Origin of the sequence: Facivitalis istanbulensis (assembly GCF_040560405.1) — a bacterium.
GTDB lineage: Bacteria > Pseudomonadota > Alphaproteobacteria > Sphingomonadales > Sphingomonadaceae > Sphingomonas > Sphingomonas istanbulensis.
In genome coordinates, this window is record NZ_JAVSCQ010000008.1 from 63,146 (window position 1) to 82,213 (window position 19,068).

Below are 19,068 nucleotides of genomic sequence, written 5' to 3' on the forward strand. Positions count from 1 at the left end.
GTGCTGCTTTCGATCGTGACGTTCGCGATACCCTATAGCCGTCGCCGCAAACGCGAAAAGCTGCGCCGGCGTGGGATCAAGAAATACGGACACTAGAAGAAGTGAAGGGGCGGAGCGGCATGGTTCCGCCCTTTTTCTCTTGCCCACCGCGCCGTGGCCGGTCACGCTCCAACGCGATAGCGATCCCGGAAAGGAGGCCGACCGGCCATCCCGTGCGTGGATCGGGAGGAGAGGAAGACCGTGATCGATCGACGCACCGTCATCGGCGCGATGGCCGCCGCACCGCTGGCCGGACGCGCCGCCGCGCAAGGCCATCCGCCCTTGGCCGACGCCATGACGCCCTGGCCCCCCGCCGAGCATTTTCCGCTCTGGCCCGGCCGCGCGCCGGGGGCTCGCGCCATGCTTCCCACGCCCAATCCGTCGATGAACGGCCCCGCCGGGCGGCGCGAACTGTGGTTGCGTGGCATTGCGACCCCGATCGTCGCGGTCTTCCGCCCCGAACGGCCCGATGGGCGTGCCGTGCTGACCATCCCGGGGGGTGGCTATGGCTTCGTGTCGGTGCAGAATGAAGGGATCGATGTCGCCCGGACGCTGAACCCGCATGGTATCACCGTCTTCGCGCTCGCCTATCGCCTGCCGTCGGAGGGCTGGGACCACCAGGCCGATGTGCCGTTGCAGGATGCGCAGCGCGCGATGCGCCTCATCCGCGCGCAGGCGGGGCGCTATGGTATCGACGCCGATACGCTGGGCGTCGTCGGCTTTTCGGCGGGCGGGCATCTCGCCGCGTCGCTGACCGTCGGCTATGATGATGCCGTCTACACCCCGGTCGACGCCGCCGACCGGCGATCCGCACGCCCACGCTTTTCCGGGCTGATCTATTCGGTCGCCAGCCTGTCGACGCCGAGCACCCATGCCGGATCGCGCGACACGCTGCTGGGCTCGCAGCCGGACCCCGCCACCAAGGCGCGCTATGACACGCCGCGCCGGATCAACGCGACCACGCCCCCGCTCTTCCTGGTCCATGCGGTCGATGACGGGCTGGTGCCGATCGACCAGTCGATCGACGTGCTGACCTGCGCGCGCGCCGCCAAGGTGCCCGTCGAGGCGCATTTCTTCGAACGCGGCGGCCATGGCTTCGGCGCGAGGAGCGCGCCCGAAGGCTCCCCCGCCCGGCTCTGGCCCGATCTGTTCGATCGCTGGATCGCGCAGACGCTGAAGGGCTGACAGGATCCACCTCAATGGCGGTGGGCGGGCACCCCCCTCAGCCGAACAGCCGTTGCAGGCTCCGTTCGAGCATCAGCATCTGCCAGAGCGTCCGGCCATGGTCGGCGCGGGCCGATCGGTGGTCGGCGGCCATCCGGCCCAGTTCGGCCAGTTGGAACCACCCGGTCTCGCGCAGCAGGCCCGAATGCTCCAGCCGCGCGGCATCATCGGCGAGCGCGCCGCGAAACCACGCGCTGATCGGCGTCACGAACCCCATTTTCGGGCGATAGAGGATATCGCGCGGCAGATAGGGTTCCAGCACCTTCTTCATCAGCCATTTGCCCTGCCCGCCCCGGATCCGCATCGCGGCGGGCAGGCGCGCGGCATATTGGACCAGCCGATGGTCGAGCAGCGGCTCGCGCGCCTCCAGTCCCACCGCCATCGAGGCGCGATCGGTTTTGGTCAGGATATCGCCGGGCAGCCAGATTTTCAGGTCGGCATATTGGGCCCGGTCGATCGGATCGCGCGCGGGCGCATCGCGCATCGCGACGACATAGCGATCCTCGGCCCGGTGCCCGCCCAGCGCCGCCCTGGCCTCGGGCGAGAAGAGCCGTCCGCGCCATTCGGGGCTGGTGACGCCCACCGCCCGCGCATAGGCCTCCGCCCCGTCCATGCCGAGTGCGAGCAACGTCGTCCTGGCGCGAAGAGGGCGCGGCGCCCAGTCCGCCTTGGGATAGAAGCGTCCCAGCGTCCCGAACAATCCGGCCCGCAGATCGGCGGGCAGCAGCCCACGGATGCGCTCCTCCCCCGCATGGAAGACATGGCGGCGATAGCCCGCCATCGCTTCGTCCGCGCCGTCGCCGGACAGCGCGACGGTGACATGCTCACGCGCCAGTTCGCACAGGCGATAGGTCGCGAGCGCCGAGGCGTCGGCAAAGGGTTCGTCGAACTGCGCGACCAGCGTGTCGATCAGCGCGAAATCATCGGCCCGGACGACCCGCTCGTCATGATCGGTCGCGAAACGCTGCGCGATGACGCGGGCATAGCGCCGCTCGTCATGCCCGGCTTCCTCGAACCCGATGGTGCAGGTTCGCACCGCGCGCGGCGACGCCTCCGCCATCAACGCGACCACGCCGGAGCTGTCCACCCCGCCCGACAGGAACGCGCCCAGCGGTACGTCGGCGACCATCCGGCTGGTGACGCCCGCGCGCATATGGTCGAGCAGCCCCTCGCCCAGTCGCGCGACCGATCCGCTCTCGCGCGCCGAAAAATCGACATCCCACCATTGGCGCGGGCGGGGCACCGCGCGGCCCCGTTCGACCAGCAGGAAATGCCCGGCCGCCAGCTTGTGGATGCCCGAGACGATGCTGGCATCGTCGGGAACATAGCCCAGCGCCAGATAATCCTCGACCGCGCGGATATCGGGGCGGCGGCGGAACAGCGGATGCGCCAGCACCCCCTTCATCTCCGACGCGAAAGCGATGGCTCCGTCGGGCAGTTCGGCCCAATGGAGCGGCTTCACCCCCAGCCGGTCGCGCGCCAGGAACAACACGCCCGCCCGGGCATCATGCACCGCGAAGGCGAACATCCCGTCCAGCCGGTCGAGCATCGCCGGCCCCCAGTGCCGCCAGCCATGGAGCAAGACCTCGGTATCGCCGCTGGTCCGGAACACCGCCCCCTTCTCGCGCAGTGCGTCGCGGAGCGCGCGGTAATTGTAGATCTCACCGTTGAAGCAGACCGCGACCTCATCCTCCACCATCGGCTGGGGCGATCCGGCCAGGTCGATGATCGACAGCCGGGCATGGGCGAAGCCGACGCCCGGCGCGGTCCAGACGCCCTGCCCATCGGGTCCACGATGCGCCTGTGCGCCGATCATCGCGCGCAGCCGGGTGGGATCGACCGGCTTGGGCGTGGCGGGGTGGAAAAGACCGGCGATGCCGCACATCGGGCGTCAGCGCGTCCCGACCAATCGATCGGCAAAGCGATCGAGCGGCCCCAGCGCGCGAACGAACGCCGCGATCGCCTGCGGATCATCGCCCTCGCTGGCGACATGGATCGCCAGGGCCGGTTCGGGGCGACCGAGCAGCCTGGCCTTCATCGTTTCGATCTTCACCCGTCGCATATCCGCGGTCAGCCTATCGCCGATCCGGTACCATGTCGCAACGTCGCGTTCCTCGACCCCGCCATAGGGGCCGGTCGCGGTGATGCGGGTGACCGCCCCGTCCGCGACGCGGTCCATGTCGGCGACGCGAATCCAGCGGTCGCCCTCATGCAGGATACCGGTGCCGAACGCGCCCAGCTTGGCCCCCTCGCGCTGCTGGGCGAAGACCGCGACCGCGAGATCGACCTGATGCCCCGCATCATCGGCATAGCTGCGCTGCGCCACCGCCCGGGCTCCCGGATAATAGGGTTGCCAGTCGCTCTTCTGCGCCACGACGCGCCAGCCCGGCACATCGGGCAGCGCCAGCCGGGCGGGAACCACCGCCTCGCGCGCGGCGCTCATCCGGCTCCAGCTGGGGAAGACGGCGGTGATCGCCACCGCGATCAGCGCGGCGACCAGCGGGTCGATCCGTCGCCGGGGCACCCCCTGCAACCGGACGGGATCGAAGGCGGGATCGTCGGGCGCCCGGTCGAACCAGCGCCAGCCGATGACCAGCACCGCCGCCATCACGATCGCGAAGAAGACCCAGCCGAACACGATATGGTCGAACCCCGTCGCCACCGACAACGAGATGCGATCGGCCGCGAAGATCGTGCCCCAGGCGCGCACGCCATTGGCCAGGATCGGCACGATGACCGACACGATCATGAAGACCGCCCGCCGCCAGGGCGAACGGAAGCACAGATGCGCGACCAGCGTGCCGAAGGCGATCATCGCGATGACGAACTTGGACCCCGAACAGGCCTCCGCCACCTCGAACCAATAGCGTCCCGCATGGATCAACACCCCGTCGACCGAGGCCGGAATCCCCGACAGGTCGAGGAGCGGCATGACGATCGCCACCGTCACCTTTTGCAGCGGGCGCTCCAGTTCCTCGCCAAAGGGCACGAGGAAAAAGGCATAGCCGAGCGGAAAGATCAGTCCGCGCGCGACCATCGGGCCGAGCAGCGTCACCACCAGCCCTTCCAGCATCACGACCAGCCCCCATTGCCGGCCCAGCGCCACGGTGGCGGAATCGCCCAGCAGCCAGACCAGCCCGCCGCACAGCACCAGCACGAGGCCGGGCCACCAGGCGGCGGGGGTCAGCCGCGCCAGTTCGGCCCGCCTTTGCCACACCAACCAGCCGACGACCGGACCGATGAACAGGCAGTGTCCATAGGTGGTGCTGGTCCACCAGATCTCGACCACATGGGTCACGTCGCTCCAGAAGATCAGCAGGACGATCAGCGCCGCGGCGCCCAGCAGCGCGAGATGATAGGGCCAGCGCCCGGCCCCGATCCGCGTTTCCGGCGTCATGCGGCGATATCCTCCAACAGCCGGTCGAGCGGGGCCAGCCGCGCGCGCCAGTCATAACGGTCGAGCACCTGTGCCCGCGCCGCCGGATTGGCGGCCGGGCCCTCCAGCGCCGCGACGACGCGTTCCGCGAAATCCCGATCACCGTCCGCCACCGCGATCGTGCCGCGATGATCGATCCCCTCGGCCGCCGCACGGCTGGCCACGATCGGACGCGCCATCGCCATGGCCTCCAGCAGCTTGTTCTGGATGCCCCGCGCCAGCATCAGCGGCGCGACACAGACCCGCGCGGCCGCAAGCCAGACCCGGGTGTCGGGTACCGCGCCGGTCACGATCACCCCCTCCCCCGCGAGCCGCCTTACGGCCGGGGTCGGCGCGCGCCCGACGATCGCGAAGCGCGCGCGCGGATGGACGGCCCGGACGGCGGGCAGGATGTGGCGGGCGAAATGGGTCACGGCATCGATATTGGGCTGATAATCCATCTGCCCGGTAAAGACGATCAGCGGGCCGGGCTCGCGCACGGGCACCACCTGTGCCGGGTCATAGACCGCTGTGTCGATGCCATTTTCGACCGCGACGATCCGGCCGGTGCCGCCCCGCGCTCGGAACAGCGCCGCCTCCGCTTCACTGACGAACAGGGTGGCATTGGCGGCGACCGCGACCGCCTGCTCGAACCGGGCGAGCAATCGGGCTTCGCGCCGCAGCATCAGGGCTTTGGGACCGCGCGCCTGCCCGGCCCATGCGGCGAATTTTGCGGAATCGACATCGACCATATCCATGACGGTCGGCTCGGTGCCGCGATATTGCGCCATCTGCCCGGAGAAGATGTACGTCGCGGCGACGCCCGCGCGCCGGGCATCGGCTACCGCGCGCGCCATGCCGGCATGGGCGAAGGCGGTCAGCGACACCGGCTTGCCGCTGGCCAGCGCCTGTACCGCCGCCAGTGGCATCGGCTTGGTACGGGGGATGATCCGGCACGACGCCAGCCGCGCGGAGAAGGCCGTTGGCGGATCGAAATCGGCCTCCGTCTCGCCAAAGGCGCAGAGATGGATGCGCCAGCGTTCGCTCAAATGGCGCAGGATGTGATAGCTTCGGATCTTGTCGCCGCGATCAGGCGGGAACGGCGCGCGGTGCGCCAGGAACAGCAGGTCCTTCAACCCAGCCCCCGCGCGATCATCGGCCCCAGCATCCGCGCGGCCCAGACCGGCATCCGTTTCCACACCGCGATCATCATCGCATATTTGGGATTGAGCGGATTGATCGCGCGCGGCCCGTGCAGGCTGTGGCTGGCATAGGTCAGCGACTGGCCGTCAAAGCCCCAATTCTTCTTGAACGCCGCCGCGCCGGTGCCGACCTTCGACCGGCCGAAATCGAAATGGTGGCAACCGCGCTCGCGCGCATGACGCATCAGCGCGAAATACATCAGGTCGTTGGCGCGCAGCCCCCGCGCCGCCTGCGTGCCGCCGCCCCAATAGGGGTATACGACGCCCTGGTGATAAAGGTTCAGCACGCTGGCCACTGCCCGCCCCTGATGCCGAACGGTCAGGATATCGGCGTCGAGCCGCGCCATCGCCTCGCGAAACAGCGCGGCGGGAAAGACCGGCGTGCCCAGGTTGCGCACGGACTCGGCATAAATGCGATAATGCTCGGTCATCATCGCGGCATCGGTGCCGGTGGCGATCTGCAAATCGTTGGACAGGGCCTTGCGCACCTCGGCGCGCTGCTTGCGCGGTATCGCCTTAAGCTCGGCTTCGTCATCGGCCGCGATCGGGCGGACAAAGCCCAGATAGCTGTCGGTATCGAGCGACCAGCCATCCGGAGCCGGACCGCCGCGCAACTCGACCGATTCGATCCCCCGCGCCCGCGCCAGCGTCCAGGCCGCCGCTGCCAGTTCCTCCACGCCCGCGCCGAGCACGCCACCATCGACGCCGAACCCGGTCGACACCATCGCCGCGCCGAACAGGGGCGAGCGGATTTCGCTGAGCGGCAGGACGCCGATGATCGCGCCGCCCGCATCCTCGGCGACCAGATAATGCGCGCGCTGTCCGCAGCCCCTGGCCCCCGCCAGCAGCCAGCCCGTCCGGTGAAAGGGCGTCCCCGCCGCCTGGGCCGTGACGAAGGCATCGATCCGCGCGCGATCCTCGGCGCGCGCCAGATCGGCCGCGCGGATGGTCGGGGCTGCGCCGGTCATGCGAGCGCCGTCGCCTCCCGCGCCGCGACGGCATCGACGCGGCCCCAGTCATGCCGGGCCAGCAGCCCGCGCAACTTGCCCGCCATCGCGCCCAGGCGGCTATAGTGCCGCATCCTGGAGCGTAGCGGCGCGTCGGCGACACGCGGCTGGGCGGGATCAATTTCCCAGGGGTGGAAATAGAAGATCGCCCCGTGCCGGTCGCGGTTCACCTGCCCCACCGCCATGTCGGTCAGCCTGGCGGGCAGCATGCGGAAGAAGCCGCCCCCGGTCGCCAGCCGCTTGCCGCCCCATTGCCCCACCGTAACGGGCAGTTCGACCAGCGGCGCATCGGCCAGCGGCTTCCATGCATAGCGCGGCGACTCGGCCCAGCCGTAATGATCGTGGCGCAACGGCGCGACGCTGGAGGAATAGGCATAGCCCGCCTCGGCCAGCACCGGGTGCGCCCAGGGGGTACGTCCGTCGATCGAGAAGCTGGGTGCGCGATAGCCGGTCACCGCCTGCCCGCCCGCATCCTCGATCGCGGTCCGGGCGCGCTCCAGATCGGCGCGGAACTGCGCGGCGGTCATGGTGAAGACGCGCTGATGGTCCCAGCCATGGCTGGCCATCTCATGCCCCGCCGCAACGATACGGCGGATCAGGCCGGGATGGCGATGCGCCACCCAGCCCAGCGTGAAGAAGGTCGCGCGCGTGCCCGTCTCGGCGAACAGCGCGAGGACAGCGTCGGTATTGGCCTCGACCCGACTGTCCAGCCGGTCCCAGTCCGCCTTGTCGATCGTCCGTTCGAACGCCCCGACCTGAAACCACTCCTCGACATCGACGGACATGCCGTTGAGCGGCCCCATCGACGGATCGCGCGGTTCAGGCGGCATGGCCCCATGCCCCCGCCGGCCGGATGGTCGCCGGGGCATCGCGGCGTGGTTCGCCCTTCCCCTCGCTCCGCGAGTCACCACGACCGTCCATCTCGGTCCAGTCGACCAGCAACGTCAGCACACGGCGCAGCGCCGCCTCCTGCTGCTCCAGCCGGGCCTCCAGTTGCGCGATGCGTCCTTCCAGCGCCTCGACCGCTTCCGTAGCGGCCGGGTCGATCTGCGCCGGTTCGGGCTTTGCCGATTCGATAGGGGCCGCGTCGGGCCGGGCCGGGCCGGCCTCTGGTGCCGCGGCGACGGGTTCGGGCATGGGCCGCAGCGACACCGGCTCGGGCGCGGGCGGCGGCGCGACGACACGGTGGGTGGCGGAGGACATCGCTACGCTCTCGGGCACGACGCGGGTTCGGGTGATCGGGTCGGCGACAATGGTTTCGGGCCGCACCGGCCGGTCGGCGGGCGCACCGCCGAACATGCCCGGACGCAACGTGCCGACCGTCGCGCCGATCTCGGCCATCATGCCGTTCAGCATGTCCGGGCCGATCGTGGTGCCGCCCAGCGTTCCCGCGCCGAAGGACAGGGGCGAAGCAGGCGACGGAACCGCCTGAAGCGGGGACGCCGCCCCCATGACGGGCGCCATGATCGGCGCGGGCCGGGGGGCCGGTTCGGGGGTGAAGACAGGCTCGGCGGCGGGGCCAACGGCCAGATCGGCGGCCATGTCGGCGGCGACGCTTTCGACCGTCTCATGACCGACCATCTCGATCCCCTCGATCGCCGCCTGAAGCAGGACGCGGCCCGCCAGCACGTTCAACCGGCGCGGAACGCCGCCCGATGCCTCATACAGCGCGTCGAACGCATCGGCGGCGAAATCGGGGCGGCCGGTCCAGCCCGCCACCGCCAGCCGGTGCGCGATATAATCGGGAACCTCCTCGGGCTCCATCGGATCGAGATGGTGGATGGCGATGATCCGCTGGCGCAACTGCTCGATCGCGCCGGACCCCAGCAAGCGGTCGCGAAATTCGGGCTGGCCGACCAGCAGGATCTGCAACAGCGCATGGCCGCCCGCCTGGAAATTGGACAGCATCCGCAATTCCTCGAGCGAGGCGATCGGCAGCGCCTGCGCCTCGTCGACGATCAGCAGGACGCGGCGACCATCGCGCGCGACACCGTTCAGCGCCCGCTCGATCGCGGTCAGCAGCGTGGCCTTGGACAGGCCCGCGCTGTCGACCCCGAGTTGCTCGGCGACGCTGCGCAGCAGGTCATCGGGCTGGATCGCGGTGGAGACGATATGGATGACGCGCAGGCGGCGCGTGTCGAGCGTTTCGACCAGATGCCCGACCAGCGTGGTCTTGCCCGCGCCGACATCGCCGGTGATGACGATGAAGCCCTCGCCCTGCGCCAGGCCATAGCCGAGATAGGCCATCGCCTTGCCATGCGTCGCCGTCTCGAACCAGAAGCGCGGGTCCGGGGTCAGCTGAAACGGGCGCTCGCCCAGGCCGAAATGGGTCTCGTACATCATTGTGCCTTTCGGCCGGTCAGAACTGATACCTCGCCGCGATCAGGGCCTGCGCCGACAGGGCGCTGCTGATGTCCCCGACCGAGAAATGGTACAATCCAACCGACGCGGTTGTTCCGAGCCGACCGAAGTTGCGATAATAGCTGGCCGTCGTCCCCAGCGATATCACATCCTCGGCCCCCGCCAGCCTACTCGCATAATAGTTAACGAAGCCATTCACGTTAAGCCCCGAATCCCGGCTGAGCGCATGGCCGAAGAAAATCTGGCCATAGGCGCTTTCGTCGTCCCCCCCGCCATAGGCCAGGCCGGACACGCCATCGGGGGCGAAGATATGGCGGTTCGCATAGCCCAGGCCGACGCCATAGGTGTTGCGCCCGCGCGAGACCGTCATCATCGCATTGACCCCGCGCGCACGGTAGACGGCGCTCTGCATGGATTGCAGCACGTCGTTCAGGCATCCGCCGGGCGTGGTGCCGCTGGTCGAGAAGGTGCAACCGTTGAACTGTTGCGAGAAGGCGTCGCGCGTCGACACGAAATCGGTCGGCAACCCGGCCAGCCCGCTGTTCAGCTGTCGGCCGAAGGTCTGGATGCCGTCATACACCACGGCGTTGATCGCGACGGTGCGCGCCAACTGGTAATGCGCCTGCCCGGTGACGCTGAGCGAACCGTAACGCTGGCCGATATGCCCCTCCACCGAGGTGCGCCGGTTGGGCCGCCAGATCACGCCCGCGTCATAATAGACGCCGTCGGTGCGATAGGCGATGCGCCGCCTGTCATCCGAAGGGGTGGCGGCGACGTCGCCCGCCCCATCGAAGACCGGCACGGATATGGCCTGACCCGGTACGGGTATGGGTATGGGTATGGCCTGACCGGGCACGGGTTCAGTCGAGCCGGAAAACCCCCTCTGGCTGCTCTCAATCCCTTCATAGCCGACCCCGGCGGTCAGCGCGACATAGGGCGATATCGGATACACCACGTCGCCACGCGCGAACGCGCCCTGGTAACGCTGCGCGAACTGGCCCGCATCGTCGCGTTCATAGGCACCGCTGACCGACAGGCCGACCGGCAGGATCACGCCCGGCCGCAGGTCGGCCCGCGCGGTCACCATCTGGTTCCAGCTGTCGCGGAAATAATCGAGCCGGGGCTGATCGGCAGAGAGCCCGCCAAATCCCGGCGTATCGGCGCGCGAATAGCCCAGGCGATAGCTGGCCCCGATCTGCACCGGCCCCGCACGGGTGGACACGACCGGACCGATATAGGCCGAATAGAGTTGCGAGATGTTACGCGTGTCGCCGACCAGCACGCCGGGGGCCACGCCGCGAATATCCGCGCGCGTTCGGGTGGCGAGCGCCCCCGCATCGATCGAGATCTCGGGCGTCAGGCGATACAGGCCCCGCGCCAGCCCGCTGTGAATGTCCCCGCCACTATAGCGATCGCTCCAGCCGATCCGATGCTCGTAGCGATAGCTGACCTGCCCCTGGGCACGCGCGGTGCTGACCTGCGCGTTCACGCCCGCCGCCAGCGTGGTGTAGGTCACGGTGTCGCCGCCGTTCAGGTCGGCGCTGAACAACTGCCCGACCTCGACATAGGGGCTGACCCTCGCGCTGGGCGGCGCGGCGGGCTGGTCGGTCGGCGCGGCGGCGGTCGTCGTCGCCGCCTGGCCGTTGCCCATGCCGCCCGGCGCGCCCGAAAGCTGGGCCGATGCGCAGGCGGGCAGCAGGACGGCAACCAATGCGCCACCCCAGGTCATACCCCCCGCCAGCACGCCCCCCATGCGGGTCATGGGGCACCGTCCCGCGCATATTCCTTGCCATAATAGCCGAAACGACGGCTGCCGGGCACGAAGGCGACGCTGTTGAGGACCAGTTGGATATGCTCGCACGCGTCGAGCAGGTCGATGGCGGCGGACACCTCGCTTTCGGGGGTGCGATCGGCGCGCACGACCATCATCACCTGGCCGGTCAGCATCGCCAGCACTGACGCGGGCGAGGCGGCCAGCGCGGGCGGCGAATCGAAGATTACCATGCGCCGCGGATTGGCCGACAACAGCCGTTGCAGCACCGCCCGCGTCCGCGCCGAGGCCAGAAGTTCGGTGTCGTTCGCGGTCCGCGTCCCGCAAGGCAGGACCGACAGATGCGGCACGTCGGTGCGGATCACCAGTTCCTCGACATCGACCGCGCTGCTCTCCAGCGCGTCGAGCAGTCCCGGTCCCTCGACCAGCCCCAGCCGCCCCAGCACATCGGGCTTGGCGACATCGGCATCGACCAGCAGCACCTCGATATCGCGCTCCGCCGCCAGCGACAGCGCGAGGTTGACCGAGCAGAAGGTCTTGCCGTCGCCGGGGCGCGCCGAACACACCAGCACCGCGCGCGCCTTTTCGGGATCGCCCTCCTCGACCAGCCTGCGGCTGGTGACGATGAGCTGTCGCTTGACCAGCCGGAACTCCTCGGCCAGCGGGCCGATCGGCGCGCCGGGCACGATCATGCCATTCTCCGCCAGCATCGCGCGGTCGACCATCGCGACGTCGGAAAAGCCGGGATTATATTCGCTGGCCAGGAATTCATCGTCGCCCGGCTGGGCCAGGAATTCGGCCGGAATGCCCTCCAGCGTCGGCAGCGCCGGCTCCGCCGAGTCCTCCGCGATCGAAGGCGGCGATGCAAAGGCGACGGTCTCGGCGACCGGGTCGGGAACAATGGCGGGAATGAAGGGCGGAAGCTGATCCGCTACCGGCTGTGATGGCGGCGCGATGGCCGGCTCGGGCACAGGATCGGCTGCGACCGGCGTGGCGGGAGCCACGCGCCCCTCTTCGGGGCGGGGCAAAGGCGCGCGACCATAGGCCTGGAAATCATAGACATTGGCCGCCCGCTCCAGAAGCGACGGGGCCCGGCGGGGTTTGGAAGGTCTCACGTTGTTACTCACGCCGCCATACCCCGCTGTAATAGCTCGATCGCGACCACCATCCCATAGGCCGCGCCCAGGGCCGCCGTCCCGCCAAGGAACAATTTGAGGCGCTTGGCGCGCGTTTCGACCTGTGTCCGCGTCACCACCTCCCCGATCGAGCCGATGACCGGCAACCCCATCGTCTTTTGCAGCGATTGCGGCGTGGTGAAGGTCTGGCGCAGCTTGGACAGGCCGAACGCGGCGCCCACGCCAAGCCCCAGCCCGGCCAGGAACACCCCGGTCAGCAACAACATCCGGTTGGGCGCGCTCGGCGCACGCGGATAGGTCGGCGGGTCGATCAGCGAGAAGCGCATCGAGTCGGTCTGGTTCTGTGCCTGGCCGCGCAATGCAACCTGCTCACGCTGCCGCAGCAACTGGTCGTAACTGTCTTTCAGAACCTGATAATCGCGGTCGATCGAGCCCTGCTCGGCGGCGGCTTCGGGATCGCCCGCCAGGCTGGCGTTCAACCGGTCCAGATCGCCCTGCAACTGGCTCTTGCGCATCTTCAGGCTGGCAAGCTGCGCCTGTTTTTCGGCCATCATCGACTGGAGCGACAGGTAGAGCGGATTGGCCTGCCCGCCCGCGCCGCCACCTGCTGGTTCGGCGCGCGCCGCCGCCTGCGCCGCCGCCAATTGGTTCTTCAGCGCGATGACATCGGGATGATTGTCGGTGAAGCCGCGCGCCCGGGCATCGGCCAGCTGCGACTGCAGCGTGGCGAGGCGGACCTTGGCGGGGCCGGCGACGCCGCCCCCCTCGCCCACCGTGCGCGGCGTCGCCGCCATCTGTCCCGACAGCGCCGCCACGCTCGACTGGGCGGCGGCCAGATCGCTGTCGAGCTGCGCCATCTGCGACCGGGCCAGCCCGATCCGGTCGGCGACCGATCCGCTGCCCGGCAAGCCACCCATGAACTGGTTCTGGTAACGTGCGCGCTTGGCCTCGGCCTCCTGCAACTGCTTCTGCCGCTCGTTCAGCTGGCGGTCGAGAAAGGTCAGGCTCTGCGCGGTGTTGTTCCGATCGCCGACCAGATTGGACTCGACGAAGATGTCGACCAGCTTCTGCGCGACCTGCTGCGCCAGCTTGGGGCTCGACTGGGTCACGGTCAGCTGGAAGACCGTATCCTGCTGGTTCTCGATCTTGATCGACTGGGCGAGCGCGGAGACACGGGCGGCGACATCGGCGTCGCTCGACACGGTGCTGGCCAGGTCGGTGCCGCGCACCACTTTTTGCAGGTTGATCGCCGAGATCAGCGTCTGGCGGACCTGGTCCACCGACTGCATCTGGCTGGACTGGCCGGGGGCCATGCCGTCGGGCAGCAACTGCGCATTCTGGACCGCGATGCGCGCGCGCGATTCATACCGGCTGGGGATTTGCGAGACGAACAGCCAGCCCAGGATGCACACGATCCACGCGACGCCCAGCGCCAGCCAGCGCCGCGTCCAGATCGCATGAAGCGCAATCCGCAATTCTTCCAATATGCCCGACATGCGCGATCAGCCTCAGAACATCGATTCTGGGATGATGATGACGTCGCCCGGCTCCAGCCGGACATTCGCCCTGGAATCGCCGCGCCGCAACAGGTCGTTGATCTGCAAGGCGTATTCACGCTGCTTGCCGGTCTCGCGGTCGGTCCGCACCAGCTTGGCCTTGTTGCCCGCCGCGAACTGGTTGAGCCCGCCGACCGCGATCATCGCGTCGAGCAGCGTCATGTTCGCACGGTAGGGGATCGAGGCGGGCTTTTCCGTGGCGCCGACGATGCGGACCTGCTGGCTGTAGGTGCCGGCGAAATTCTCGACGATCACCGACACGATCGGGTTCGAGATATATTCAGACAGCGCCTTCTTCATGTCGTCGGCCAGCATCGCCGGCGTCTTGCCGACGGCGGGCATGTCATTGACCAGCGGCGTGGTGATGCGGCCGTCGGGGCGGACCTGCACCTTGGCCGACAGGTCCGGATTGCGCCAGACGAAGATGTTCAGCTGGTCGAGCGGACCGATGATATATTCATCGCCCGGCACGTCCTTCTTCGCGACATAGCCCGCCGGCGGCAGTTCCGGCCGCGTCGCACCGGTCGAACAGGCGGACAGCGTCGCGGCGGACAGGCCGAGAAGCAGACAGAGGCGGGCGGGCGATACAGCCATGCGTAGGACACTCCAGATCCCCCCGCGATCCGGCTGCGGGGGGCAAATTGCGCAGGATCGCTATGCCCGCAAAGAGGTGAACATAGGGTTAGGGGCGCGCAATCGGGTCGATCATTTCGGCCATCACCTCGGCCGCGGGGTCATGGCCCAGGAACGCCGAGGGGCTGGCGGTCGCTCCATAGGCGCCGGCCAGGAAGATGGCGACGGCATCGCCGACCCGCGCGGGCGGCAGTGCCACCCGGTCGCCGAGCCGGTCGAGCGGGGTACAGAGCGGCCCGACGACCGAGACGGTCTGTGTGCCCTCCGCGCCCATCGCATCGGCCAGCGCGAGCGGATAGTTGCGCCGCACCACGGTGCCGAAATTGCCGCTGGCCGCCAGCTGGTGGTTGAGCCCGCCGTCGAGGATCAGGAAGGTTTCGCCCCCGCTCTCCTTGCGATCGACGATCCGCGCCAGATAGACCCCTGCCTCCGCGACCAGCCATCGTCCGAGTTCGATCGCGAAACGGCTGTCGCCCAGGATGGCGGGGCGCTCGGCCAGCGTCTCGGCCAGAGCCGCGCCGACATGGTCGATGTCCAGCGCGCGGTCGCCCGCGAAATAGGGCACGCCGAACCCGCCGCCCAGATTGACGAGCGGCGGCATCGCCCCCGCCGCCTCTGCCAGCCGCGCGGCGAGCGCGACCGTCGCGCCTTGCGTATCGACGATCGCCTGCGCATCCAGCGCCTGGCTGCCCGCATAGATATGAAAGCCGCGCCAGTCGGCCCCCGCCGACAGGATCGCGCGGACCAGCGCGGGGACGCGGTCGGCATCTATGCCGAAAGGCGATGGCCGGCCGCCCATCTTCATCCCCGATCCGCGCAGCTCGACATCCGGGTTGACCCGCACCGCCAGCCTGGGGGTGATGCCCAGCGCCCCGGCGATCGCCAATGCACGCTGCGCCTCGCCTTCCGACTCCAGGTTGATCGTCACCCGCGCGCGGATCGCGGCGGTCAGCTCGGCATCGCGCTTGCCCGGCCCGGCGAAACTGATCGGCCGCCCGAGCCCCGCGACCCTGGCCAGTTCCCCGGACGAGGCGACATCGAACCCGTCGACCCATTGCGCCATCGCAGCGAGCAGCGGCGGGAAGGGATTGGCCTTGATCGCATAATGCAGGTCGACCCCGGCAAAGGCCGCCCGGAACCGCGCCACCCGCGCCTGCATGATGGCGGGATCATAAACGAAGACGGGGCCGTCGCGCCCGGCCAGCCATTCGGCCGCGCGGCGCCCCCCAACGGTCAGCGCGCCCTGCTGCGCGGCGAACTCGGGTGGAATGGGGCCCATCGGCTTCATGATGTCGATCCTTCGAGCAGCGCCCGGCGCAGCCCCGCGCGGTCCAGCTTGCCATTGGCGTTGCGCGGCAACGCGTCGCGCCAGTCATAGTGCGCGGGCTGCATGAAATTGGGCAGGTCCCGCTTCAAGCGCGCGCGCAGCATGGGCTCGGCCGCCGCGTCACCGGCCAGGATGACCGTCACCGCCTGCCCCTGCGCCGCGTCGGGCAGGCCGATCGCCACCGCCTCGCGCGCTTCGCCGCCCGCCAGCACGGCCTCCTCGATCTCCTGCGGGCTGATGCGGTTGCCCGCGATCTTGATCATCTCGTCGTCGCGCCCGACGAAGCGCAGCAGCCCGTCGGGGTCCTCGACCACCGTATCGCCCGACCAGACCGCGCGCGGCCAGCCGGGGGCGGGGCGGAAGCGCTCCGCCGTTCGCGCCTCGTCCCGCCAATAACCCTGCGCGACCAGCGGCCCGGCATGAACCAGCTCGCCCGGCTCGCCCGGCATGGCGCGACGGCCATCCGGGCGCAGCACCATCACCTCGGCAAAGGGAATGGCGCGCCCGATCGAATCCGGGTGCGCGTCGATCAGCGCCGGGTCGAGATAGGTCGAGCGAAACGCCTCGGTCAGGCCGTACATCGCATAGAGGTCCGCCCCCGGGAAACGCCGCCGCAACCCCTGCACCAGGCGCGGGGTCAGCGCGCCGCCCGAATTGGTCAGCCGCCGGAGCGGCGCGATCGCCTCTTCGGGCCAGTCGATGCCGAGCAACTGGGTCCAGAGCGGCGGCACCCCGGCCAGCGTCGTCGCGCCGTGCCGCGCCACCGCCTTCACCACGTCACGCGGCGTCAGATAGTCGAGCGGCGCGACCGCGCCCCCCGCCGCCCAGGTCGAGAGCAACTGGTTCTGCCCATAGTCGAAGCTGAAGGGCAGCACGCCCAGCACCCGGTCGCCCGGGGTCAGGCGCAGATAGGCGGCGACCGCCACCGCGCCGAACCACAGATTGGCATGGGACAGCATGACCCCCTTGGGCCGCCCCGTCGAGCCCGAGGTATAGAGGATCGCCGCCAGCGTCGCCGGATCGGCATCGGACCGGGGCAGCATGTCGCCCTCCCCCGCCTCGGTCGCCAGCCTTGTGGTCGACGGGACATCGCCGGGTTCCAGCGTGGCCGCGCGCGGGGCATGGGTCAGAAGCAGCGCGGCGTCGCTGTCGGCCAGGATATGCGCCACCTGCACGCGCTTGAGCAAAGGGTTGATCGGCACATGGATCAGCCCCGCGCGCGGCGCGGCCAGCGGCATCAAGGCGGCAAGGCGCGTCTTCGGCAGCCAGCTTGCCACCCGCGCGCCCGGCGTGAAGCCCTGCCCCGCGAGCCAGCCCGCCAGACGCCCCACCGCCTGTTCGACCTGCGCGAAACGCCATTCGCCCTCGCGGTCGAGCAAGGCCGGGGCATCGCCTACCCCACGCAGGACGTGATCGATCGGGAACGCGGACGGATCGATGGTCATCGCGCCATCTACAGGGCGGCGGGGGGCAAAGTCGAGCGCGCGGGCGCTGGCCGCCATTGCGCCCCCGTTGCAGGGGATCACGATGCGCGCACCGCCCACTCCCCGACATGCCGGAGCGAAGCCACGCCAACCCCCATGGTTGCCCAAAATGGCCCGCCGCACTAACGCAGTCCGCACATACGAAATAGACAAGGCGACAGGGATTGGAACGCGGGACGAAGGCAGAGGTCGAAACGACGGTGCGCGGCGTGCTGGCCGATGTGCTCGGCCTGTCATCCGAGCGTGTCGCGGGTTTCGACACCGATACGCCGCTGTTCGGCGCGCTGCCTGAGCTGGATTCGATGGCGGTGGCGGGCGTGCTGACCGAATTGGAGGATCGGCTGGGCATCCTGATCGAGGATGACGAGGTGGATGGCGAAATGCTGGAGACCTTCGGCCAGCTGGTCGCCTTCGCCAGCGCCAAGGCGCCCGCTTGATCGATTATTATGACGGGCCCGGCGGGCGCGAGGCGCTGTTGCGCTTCGGGCCGGGCCATGGGCCTGTCGTACTGGTCGCGCTCCCCTTCTGGGAAGAGGCGAACAGGACGCGGGCCCTGGCCGTGACGATGCTGCGGCGGCTGGCCGATCGCGGCATCGGCGGCGCGCTGCCCGACTGGCCGGGAACGGGCGAAAGCCTGGTCGAGACCGAAAAGGCGAGCCTGACCCAGTGGCGCGAGGCGCATCGCGCCGCCGCAGCCGCGCTGTCCGACACTCGTTGCTATGGTGTTTCGATCCGGGGTGGCGCGCTGGTCGACGGCGACACTGCGCTGGCCGGACGCTGGCATCTGGCGCCGATGAGCGGCGAGGCGGTGCTGCGGGACGTCATCCGGCTGCGCGCGGCGGCGGGACTGCGCGGTGGCGGCGGCGGGCTGTTCGGCGACGAATCCCCCGTGCGGGTCGCGGGCAATCGTGTCTCCCCCCATTTCCTCGCCGAACTGGCGGGGGCCGAACCCCATGCCGGAACGGACGGGCCGCGCCGGGTCGTGCGGCTGGGCCATGACCGCGCCCCCGCCGACCGGAGCATCGACGCCGTGCCGCCCTGGCGGCGCGCCGAGCCACAGGAAAACCCCGAACTCGCCGCCATGCTGGCCGACGATGTCGCCGAGTGGATCACCGCATGCGAAGGCTGATATCCTTTCCCTGCGAGGCGGCGACGCTCGTCGGAACGCTTGACGAGGGCATGGGGACAACCGGCCTGCTGATCGTGTCGGGCGGCAACGAACCGCGCATGGGCGCACATCGCGGACAGGCCCTTCTCGCCGCGCGGATCGCCGGCCGGGGCATTCCGGTCTTCCGGTTCGACCGGCGCGGGGTCGGCGATAGCGAAGGCGTCAACCGGGGCTGGGAGTCGAGCGCCCCTGATATCGCCGCCGCCGCGCGGGCCTTTGCCGAGGCGGCAGGGCTGGAACGCCTGGTCGGTTTCGGCAATTGCGACGCCGCCGCCGCGCTGGCGTCGTTCGGACGGCCAGCCGGGCTGGACGCCGTGATCCTGTCCAATCCGTGGCTGTCGGACGAGCCCGACGCGCTGCCGCCCGCCGCCGCGATCCGCCGCCATTACACCCGCAAGCTGATGAGCCCGCGCGAATGGCTGCGCGCCGCGTCCGGCGGCGTGGATTTCGGGCGGCTACGCCAGGGACTGGGCAAGATCGCCGCGCCCCCCGCCCCGCTGGACACCACAGCCGCGCCGCTGCTGGCGACGATCGCGGACTGGGAGGACGCCGCCACGATCATCATCGCGCGCGGCGACGCGACCGGTGTGGCATTCCGCGCGGCGGCACGCGGGCAGGATTTTCCGATCGCAACGATCGACAGCGATTCGCACAGCTACGCCGATGCGCTGGACACACTGGAACGCGCCCTGCTCGAAAGGGTCCGCGCCGTCGCGTCCGGCGAAGGGACGGACGCGGGATAGGA

16 protein-coding genes are annotated in these 19,068 nt (G+C 69.6%); 4 read left to right on the forward strand and 12 right to left on the reverse strand.

The window, feature by feature from the left end; genetic code table 11:
* The first annotated feature begins 240 nt into the window (after positions 1 to 240).
* Positions 241 to 1,224 (forward strand): alpha/beta hydrolase, encoded by a 984-nt coding sequence (locus RN629_RS07320; protein WP_407034613.1) that lies wholly within the window; start codon positions 241 to 243, stop codon positions 1,222 to 1,224.
* 37 nt (positions 1,225 to 1,261) lie between these two features.
* Here RN629_RS07320 and RN629_RS07325 read toward each other — a convergent pair whose 3' ends face one another.
* The 12 genes from RN629_RS07325 to RN629_RS07380 all read right to left on the reverse strand — a co-directional run bounded on the left by RN629_RS07325 (position 1,262) and on the right by RN629_RS07380 (position 17,116).
* A complete protein-coding gene (locus RN629_RS07325) occupies positions 1,262 to 3,148 on the reverse strand; it encodes an XrtA/PEP-CTERM system amidotransferase (RefSeq protein ID WP_407034614.1) in 1,887 nt (628 codons plus the stop codon).
* 6 nt (positions 3,149 to 3,154) lie between these two features.
* Positions 3,155 to 4,660 carry an exosortase A gene (xrtA, locus tag RN629_RS07330; RefSeq protein ID WP_407034615.1) on the reverse strand — a complete coding sequence of 502 codons (1,506 nt, stop codon included), beginning with the start codon at positions 4,658 to 4,660 and terminating at the stop codon, positions 3,155 to 3,157.
* Positions 4,657 to 5,814, reverse strand: a complete 1,158-nt coding sequence (locus RN629_RS07335; RefSeq protein ID WP_407034664.1) for a TIGR03087 family PEP-CTERM/XrtA system glycosyltransferase — start codon at positions 5,812 to 5,814, stop codon at positions 4,657 to 4,659. Before RN629_RS07335 ends, xrtA begins: the two co-directional genes overlap by 4 nt.
* On the reverse strand, positions 5,811 to 6,848 hold the full coding sequence (locus RN629_RS07340; RefSeq protein ID WP_407034616.1) for a FemAB family XrtA/PEP-CTERM system-associated protein: 1,038 nt from the start codon (positions 6,846 to 6,848) through the stop codon (positions 5,811 to 5,813). The genes RN629_RS07335 and RN629_RS07340 overlap by 4 nt, the downstream gene beginning before the upstream one ends.
* Entirely contained in the window at positions 6,845 to 7,717 is an 873-nt protein-coding gene (locus RN629_RS07345) for an XrtA system polysaccharide deacetylase (RefSeq protein ID WP_407034617.1), read from the reverse strand. The genes RN629_RS07340 and RN629_RS07345 overlap by 4 nt, the downstream gene beginning before the upstream one ends.
* A complete protein-coding gene (locus RN629_RS07350; protein WP_407034618.1) occupies positions 7,707 to 9,227 on the reverse strand; it encodes an AAA family ATPase in 1,521 nt (506 codons plus the stop codon). The genes RN629_RS07345 and RN629_RS07350 overlap by 11 nt, the downstream gene beginning before the upstream one ends.
* A 19-nt stretch (positions 9,228 to 9,246) precedes the next feature.
* Complete coding sequence (locus RN629_RS07355) at positions 9,247 to 11,010, reverse strand: porin family protein (RefSeq protein ID WP_407034619.1); 1,764 nt, start codon at positions 11,008 to 11,010, stop codon at positions 9,247 to 9,249.
* The gene (locus RN629_RS07360) at positions 11,007 to 12,134 is read right to left on the reverse strand and encodes an AAA family ATPase (protein ID WP_407034620.1); all 1,128 of its coding nucleotides are present in this window, start codon (positions 12,132 to 12,134) and stop codon (positions 11,007 to 11,009) included. The genes RN629_RS07355 and RN629_RS07360 overlap by 4 nt, the downstream gene beginning before the upstream one ends.
* An 8-nt stretch (positions 12,135 to 12,142) precedes the next feature.
* Positions 12,143 to 13,651 carry an XrtA system polysaccharide chain length determinant gene (locus RN629_RS07365; RefSeq protein ID WP_407034621.1) on the reverse strand — a complete coding sequence of 503 codons (1,509 nt, stop codon included), beginning with the start codon at positions 13,649 to 13,651 and terminating at the stop codon, positions 12,143 to 12,145.
* 12 nt (positions 13,652 to 13,663) lie between these two features.
* Positions 13,664 to 14,305: an XrtA/PEP-CTERM system exopolysaccharide export protein gene (locus RN629_RS07370; RefSeq protein WP_407034622.1), complete on the reverse strand. Its 642-nt coding sequence runs from the start codon at positions 14,303 to 14,305 to the stop codon at positions 13,664 to 13,666.
* An 88-nt stretch (positions 14,306 to 14,393) separates the two neighbouring features.
* Positions 14,394 to 15,632 (reverse strand): pyridoxal-dependent decarboxylase, exosortase A system-associated, encoded by a 1,239-nt coding sequence (locus RN629_RS07375; protein ID WP_407034623.1) that lies wholly within the window; start codon positions 15,630 to 15,632, stop codon positions 14,394 to 14,396.
* Complete coding sequence (locus RN629_RS07380; RefSeq protein WP_407034665.1) at positions 15,629 to 17,116, reverse strand: AMP-binding protein; 1,488 nt, start codon at positions 17,114 to 17,116, stop codon at positions 15,629 to 15,631. Before RN629_RS07380 ends, RN629_RS07375 begins: the two co-directional genes overlap by 4 nt.
* A 203-nt stretch (positions 17,117 to 17,319) precedes the next feature.
* Between RN629_RS07380 and RN629_RS07385 the strand changes: the two genes are divergently transcribed.
* Genes RN629_RS07385 through RN629_RS07395 form a run of 3 tightly spaced genes read left to right on the forward strand, consistent with a single transcriptional unit; the run spans position 17,320 to position 19,066 of the window.
* A complete protein-coding gene (locus RN629_RS07385; RefSeq protein ID WP_407034624.1) occupies positions 17,320 to 17,592 on the forward strand; it encodes an acyl carrier protein in 273 nt (90 codons plus the stop codon).
* On the forward strand, positions 17,589 to 18,284 hold the full coding sequence (locus RN629_RS07390; protein ID WP_407034625.1) for an alpha/beta hydrolase family protein: 696 nt from the start codon (positions 17,589 to 17,591) through the stop codon (positions 18,282 to 18,284). The genes RN629_RS07385 and RN629_RS07390 overlap by 4 nt, the downstream gene beginning before the upstream one ends.
* On the forward strand, positions 18,272 to 19,066 hold the full coding sequence (locus tag RN629_RS07395) for a hydrolase 1, exosortase A system-associated (protein ID WP_407034626.1): 795 nt from the start codon (positions 18,272 to 18,274) through the stop codon (positions 19,064 to 19,066). Before RN629_RS07390 ends, RN629_RS07395 begins: the two co-directional genes overlap by 13 nt.
* Positions 19,067 to 19,068: the final 2 nt, after the last annotated feature.